The organism is Fimbriimonadaceae bacterium (genome assembly GCA_019638775.1).
GTDB lineage: Bacteria > Armatimonadota > Fimbriimonadia > Fimbriimonadales > Fimbriimonadaceae > JAHBTD01.
The window spans coordinates 1-6004 of sequence record JAHBTD010000055.1 but is presented as its reverse complement, the minus strand read 5'-3'; the positions used below and the strand labels follow the sequence as shown (position 1 = coordinate 6004).

Below are 6004 nucleotides of genomic sequence, written 5' to 3'. Positions count from 1 at the left end.
ATTCAGACCGTTTTTAAAGACCCAGTCTGCCGTAAGACGGAAGTGGGTGTCAGGTTCCCACACCAAACCGAGATTCCATGTCCTGGATTGTCCATCCGGTGCTCCGTTCAATGACTTGAACCCGCCATAGTACTCACCGTATCGCACATACGGCGTCAGCATGCCGACATCGGAGTAACGCCACGTGTAATACCCTTGGACATACCCACCCGCAACGCTGCTCTCTTCGATGAAGTTGGTTTGCGCGTTTCGTTTCGGGCCTCGCCCCACAGTGAACTCAGCCAAGAGTCCCCAGGGTTGTGGCGGAGTCCAGACATAGGCTGTGACCCGCTGATCCTTGATATCGCAACCACCTTCCGACGTCAGCGGGCTGATACATCTGGCCGCACTCGCAACATTCGGCTGACTCGCTCCCTGCACGGCAAACACTCCGTGGAAGCCGAGGACGCCGGCTTCGAGCAGCCGTCCGTTTTTGAACTGGAACGGATAGGCCAACTTGGCTCCGATATGTTTATCGTGGTTTAACTCCAAACGATTTCTGGTTTGACCATTGTAGACCATGACGCCGAAGACACCATAGTCGCCAGGGCCGTTATGGTAGGCTGCCAGTTGCGCGAACCGCTCCTGCGCGACTTTCGGGCTCCAGTAGTAGGCCACACCTAAATCTCTTTCCCCCGGCGCGCCACTCTGTACCGATTCATGTCGGTCCATTTCCTGGCGGTTGGTGCTCGAACGGTAGGTATCGAAGGAGTTGGGAACACGATGGAGGCCCCACCGGATCCGATGCTCCTTGTCCTTAGTGATATAAAAATCAGAATAGGCGTCGATGATTTCTCTATTCGACAATTCTTGCTGACCGCCTTCCAGGGCGAACTGTGTGAAGAACGCGACGCGTTCAGACACCTGCCCCTGAAAAACGAGCCGGAGTCGTCTGGCGTAAAATTCGTTCGCCTGTTGATCACCAAAACTATCGTTCAATGGCAAATCAAACCGTCGGTCGGTCGCGCCCATGTTGTATCTAAACTGCATGTAGCCGGTGATGCGAATGCGCTCGTACCAACGTGGGTTGCCGGCCATCTGCAATTCTGCCGACTGCTCGAAAATACGACGTTCCTCTTCGGCCTTGAGGCGGATCCAGTCTTCTTGGGTAATCACCCCCTTCTCGAGCAACAGACTTTCAAGAGACGTACTCTCGATTGAGAGGCGCTGTCCCGATGTTTCCCGGTCGGTGCTGTTCGCCGTGGGTATCGCCTGCGGCGCCGCCTCCATAGCCGAGAGCGCCTGGCTGGATCGAACGGGCCCTTGGGCGACTACCGTCGGCGCGACGTCGCTCGCACCGGCCGGTGTTTGCAACGGCCCGAACAGGAGCGCGCCGGCGATACCGATCGTCGCCGCAGACCTTTGTAACACACACATCCCCCCGTACTTCATTCAAGCCTCCTCCTAGTGTGATGCTTGTACCGTGTGGCGCGTGATCTTCGCCCGCAGTACTGGTAAGAAAACCGGACGATTTCACGGGCGCACTATCGGTGCGCTTCGTGACAGCCCTGTCACCGCCTGGTTAAGACTATGTAAACAGCCATTGGGAAGAGTCGGACGACGGAAAAATTTACGCGCACGTAACATGTCGATTACCGTCGAACAATCTCGCGGGGCCATAGTCGATCGCGATACAGGAGGGTTCAGACACATGACCGACAGGGAGAACATGCTGCTGTTGGTGAGCGCCGACCACGCAGCGACCGGCCTGCTGGGGAAATGGCTCGAGATGAACGGCTATCCGACTTGCGTGGTGACGACCATCGCCTCCGCGCTCAGCGAGATTCGGCAGCGGCGTCCGGTCCTGATTCTGTTGGATCGACAGCTCCTCGTGACGGAGGGCGGCCGTCGAGATCAGTTTCCTTCTACCGTCCCCATCATTGTTCTGCAACCGTTCGACAAATCCTGCGGCCAAGATGAATGCCTCACCGAGTTGGAGTCCGGATTCGACCTCGTGTTTTGTTCTCCGCACTCCCGAGAACTGCTGGCGCATATCCGGGCGATCCTGCGTCGACAACAGATGCCGGCGGCCGCTCCATCTGTGCTTCGTGCCCAAAGCCTCGCGATGGATACCGCGCGCCATGAGGTGAAGGTCGGAGGAACACTGGTCGAGCTCACGCCGAAAGAATTTCGTATCCTTCATCAGTTTTTGCTCTCGCCCGGCGTTGTGCTGTCCCGACAGGAATTGTTGAATCGCGTCTGGGGAGAAGATTACGCCCTCGAAGAACATGCGCTGGATGTCCATATTCACTCCCTGCGTCAGAAGATCGAGGCGGATCCCTCCAAGCCCCGACTCGTCGTCACGATTCGAGGCATCGGGTACAAGCTCCAGGCGTCCTAACGCGCGTCGTTCGACTCGCCAAATTTGCCCGTACCGCCGATCCGGCCACAGACTGCCGCTTGCGCATCGCCTCGTGAGCGTGAACGATGTCCGAGACATGTGCCCGAACGGCAGGAGAGAGTAGTGCGAGCCGCCAGGGTAGGGGAGAGACCGGATGATGGAAACGAATAGGGGAAGAGTCCGACGAGCCTGGAGTCGGGACACCGTCGATGGAGAGCCTCGATGCGGTGGCGAGTTAAAACTCGTCCACCGACACCGGCTGCAACAGATCGCGAACCGAGAGCACGCCGACGATCGCGCCGCTCTTTAACACACCCAGATGCCTCGTGTGGTGATGTTGCATGAGATCGGCCGCTTCGGTGATCGAGCGACGCTCATCCAGGCTGATGACGGGGCTGCTCATGATGGATTCCACCGGCACGTAATGCACCGGCTGATTCTCTCCGACGACTTTGCGCACGATGTCGGACTCCGTCACAATGCCGACCACACGCTCGTCCTGCTCGATAAACACGCTCCCGACATGCCGTTCATTCATGACTCTGGCGGCGTCCGCCGCCGACGTGCCGACCGGGACCGTCACCAGCTGTGTCGTCATCAACTGACTGACTGTAACCATACGCATAACCTCCCTGATCTGTTTCCCACCCGGTCCGATACCTCCGCATCCAGAACCGATGGTTGACACAGGACGATACGCGCTCCGCGTTCCAGGCAGGTTAGACGATCGTAAATTGTGTGTTACGTCTGCGAAGGGAAGAGAACGAACGCGGCGGCATGACCGGGTTCGGTGCATGCCGCCATCGACGGAACCTTCACGAACGAGGCGCTACTCTTTGACGACGAAGTGGACGCTCCGATTTTTCTGCCAGCAGACCGGGTTGTGCTGCAAACACAAGGGGCGATCCTTGCCGTAACTCGTGACATCGACCTGCAGTTGACTCATGCCCAGCGATTCCAAGTACCGTTTGACCGAGAGGGCGCGCCGTTCACCCAACACCAAATTATATTCCGAGGTGCCGATTTCGTCGCAGCGGCCTTCCAGGAGCACCTTGGTGACATGGTGGTCTCTCAAGCGTTTGGCATTGTCCTCCACCGCAGTCAGGGCATCGTCGCGCAATACGTATTGATCGAAGTCGAACAACACATCGGGAAAGGGAATATTGTGCTCTCCGGTCGCGTTGCGTGCGGCCATCTCCACCGAGCGCAACGGAACGGGCGTCGGTTCCGGCGGGGGGGGAATTTCCTGGACCGGTGCGGCGGCCACCTGCTCCTCGACACGCGGCTTGGACGGCGTCACCGTCTTTCCTCCGCTGGTTCCCGCTTTGCTCGCGCAGCCGTCAAGGAACAGGAGGGCAGCGACGGCACACAGACCGAGCAGGGCGAACGGGCGCAAACATTTCATGGAAACCTCCGGCGCAGAGTGGATTCGTGGATCGAATGAGGCACAGAATAATCAAATCGAGCAAACGAGGCAAGCTACTTCTTTCCGGCGCAGGTCTCGTAGACATGCTGCGGCTGCGACACGGTGTCCCATTGCAGCATCTGGAAGGCATCGTCTACGTAGGTCGGCGAACGCATGCCGACAAGCACCGAGGTCACACCGGGAGTACTGCGTAGCACCCACAAGGCTTTCTGCGACAAGGTCGCCGCGCGCCTCGGCTCCGGCAGCAGGGGATTGAGCGTACGATGCAAGTCTTCGGTACGCAGACGGCTGCGCTCCGCCGCTTCCCGTTGCAGACCTCTCAAGAGCGCGAGCAGTTCAGGCACATACCGATCCCGCCAGGATTCCCATTGCTCCGCCACGGTACCGGTGAATGCCTCCGCTAACGCGCGCAGCACTTGGTTCACATGCGGCGCGATCATGTGCTGTTCAATCTGTTCCCAATGTTCGAGTCCCTGGACCTGCGTACGAATGCGGGTCAATTCATCGGCCCATCGAAAAAAGTCACTCGGGAGCATGCCCTGTCCGCTGTGCGTCACCGCCGGCGCGAGACTCGTACGATACTCCTCTTCAAGCGCCGCGACCTTGTCTCTCTGCGCCTCGACGGTTGCCTCGGCTGCCGGTACCGACACATCGGCCAACCGGACGACTCCGCCGCGCTGAGCCGGCATCGCATTCAAGGGACGATTGACCAAGACGGCAATGCCCGCCTGCATCGCTTCCTCCAGCAACGTTCTGCCGTTGCCGGGGCCGGTGTTGGCGACCAGAGCCGCGCCGGATTCGTAGAGATTCATCGGACACTGCAAGACGGTGAAGTGATGGGACGAGATACCGACCTTGTGTGCGGCCAACGTGGCCGCGTCGATCATACGGGACAGGGAAGTCGCGCCGGGTTCGTCCGCTCCGGCAGTGGAGGTGTTCGACGAGACGCCATACCCGCGCAGCCGACCAGCCTGGACTTGCCCTTCGAGATACTCGAAGGCCCGCTGCAACCGCCGATAGAATTCGACACGGAGTTCAGGCAGCGGACGCGCTTCGGTCCCGCCGAGCTTCGTGGCATGGGAGAGAAAGTACTCCGGGTTGTGCAACAGACAGACATCCAGCGTGGCCAGGCCCAACCGATCCAGCGACACCGTCAATTGATCGGCCAGAAAATCCGGATGGATGCAATGCCAGATGTCGTCGCCGTACTTCACCATCTCGGGATAGGGTTTGCCGGACTTTTCCCGCGCTTGCGCCTGCGTCAGGTTCTGCCCCTGGACGTACCCGATCTTCGACACCACGACCACTTCTTCCCGCGCAAGGTCTCCGGCACGGATCAATCCCTGCAAGACCGAGCCGACGAGTTGCTCACTCTCTCCATCCATGTAATTTGTGGAGGTGTCGATCAGATTACAGCCCGCGCGGAGCGCCTTGATCAACGCCTCACGCTGTTCCGTTTCGCGCAGGCCCACACGATAGGTGCCGAACCCCAGGCGGCTCACCGTCAAACCCGTCGCACCGAACGGACCGAATCCATGGGCCAACGACCCGGCCCCGGACGCGGCATGAATGTGTCGTGCGGCATAGGCCGCCGTGCCTTGAGCCGTGGCATGCCCTGGTTGCAACGAACCACTCAAGACCTTCTGCGTCGAGGTTGCCGCTGCGGCCTGTTGCGGCGCATCGAGCAAGGCGGGGAGTTCCGCCGGATCGGTGATCGGCCGACGGCAGGAGAAATTTCGGCAGACATAGAGCGCAGGCTGACCGTTGACCAGCGTTTTGCCCTGCAGCAGGGGATGTGCAGTGACAGCATCGGACATGGCCTGATGGGCCAGCACGCGATTGGGTATGTAGATCCGATTCACGGCGGCGCGCAACGCCTTGGTGCCCGCCGCATCATCGCCACCGACGACGGCAATCTCCACGGGACCGTTCGTGAGCAGGTCGACGACGATCAAGCTTTTGGCGAACGCCCGCGGGTAGCGCGCGATCTGTCGGCCATAGGCTCGAACAGCAGCGGCGGCAGCCTGGCGGAAGTCGTCTCGTGCGAAATGATAGGACAGGCGCGCCAGCACGGAAGCGGCAACGGCATTCCCGCTCGGCGTGGCTCCATCTGGTCCTTCGCGACTGCGCAGGATCAACGCTTCGTGGCCGATTGCGGTGGTAAAAAATCCGCCCTGCTGCGCGTCGGCGAAGTCGGC

At 59.9% G+C, this 6004-nt stretch carries 5 protein-coding genes; 1 reads left to right on the top strand and 4 read right to left on the bottom strand.

Features of this window, described 5'->3' with window-relative positions:
• The coding region (locus KF784_19405) for a hypothetical protein (protein MBX3121233.1) at positions 1-1431 on the bottom strand (1431 nt) is incomplete at its 3' end.
• A gap of 259 nt (positions 1432-1690) precedes the next feature.
• Here KF784_19405 and KF784_19400 point away from each other — a divergent pair.
• Entirely contained in the window at positions 1691-2380 is a 690-nt protein-coding gene (locus KF784_19400) for a response regulator transcription factor (GenBank protein MBX3121232.1), read from the top strand.
• Between the two features lie 235 nt (positions 2381-2615).
• Here the strand turns inward: KF784_19400 and KF784_19395 are convergent, their stop codons facing one another.
• From KF784_19395 to KF784_19385, 3 genes are all read right to left on the bottom strand, one after another.
• Positions 2616-2999, bottom strand: a complete 384-nt coding sequence (locus tag KF784_19395) for a CBS domain-containing protein (protein ID MBX3121231.1) — start codon at positions 2997-2999, stop codon at positions 2616-2618.
• A 210-nt stretch (positions 3000-3209) separates the two neighbouring features.
• Positions 3210-3785, bottom strand: coding sequence for an OmpA family protein (locus KF784_19390; protein ID MBX3121230.1), 576 nt, complete (start codon positions 3783-3785; stop codon positions 3210-3212).
• A gap of 74 nt (positions 3786-3859) precedes the next feature.
• The coding region (locus KF784_19385; GenBank protein MBX3121229.1) for an aldo/keto reductase at positions 3860-6004 on the bottom strand (2145 nt) is incomplete at its 5' end.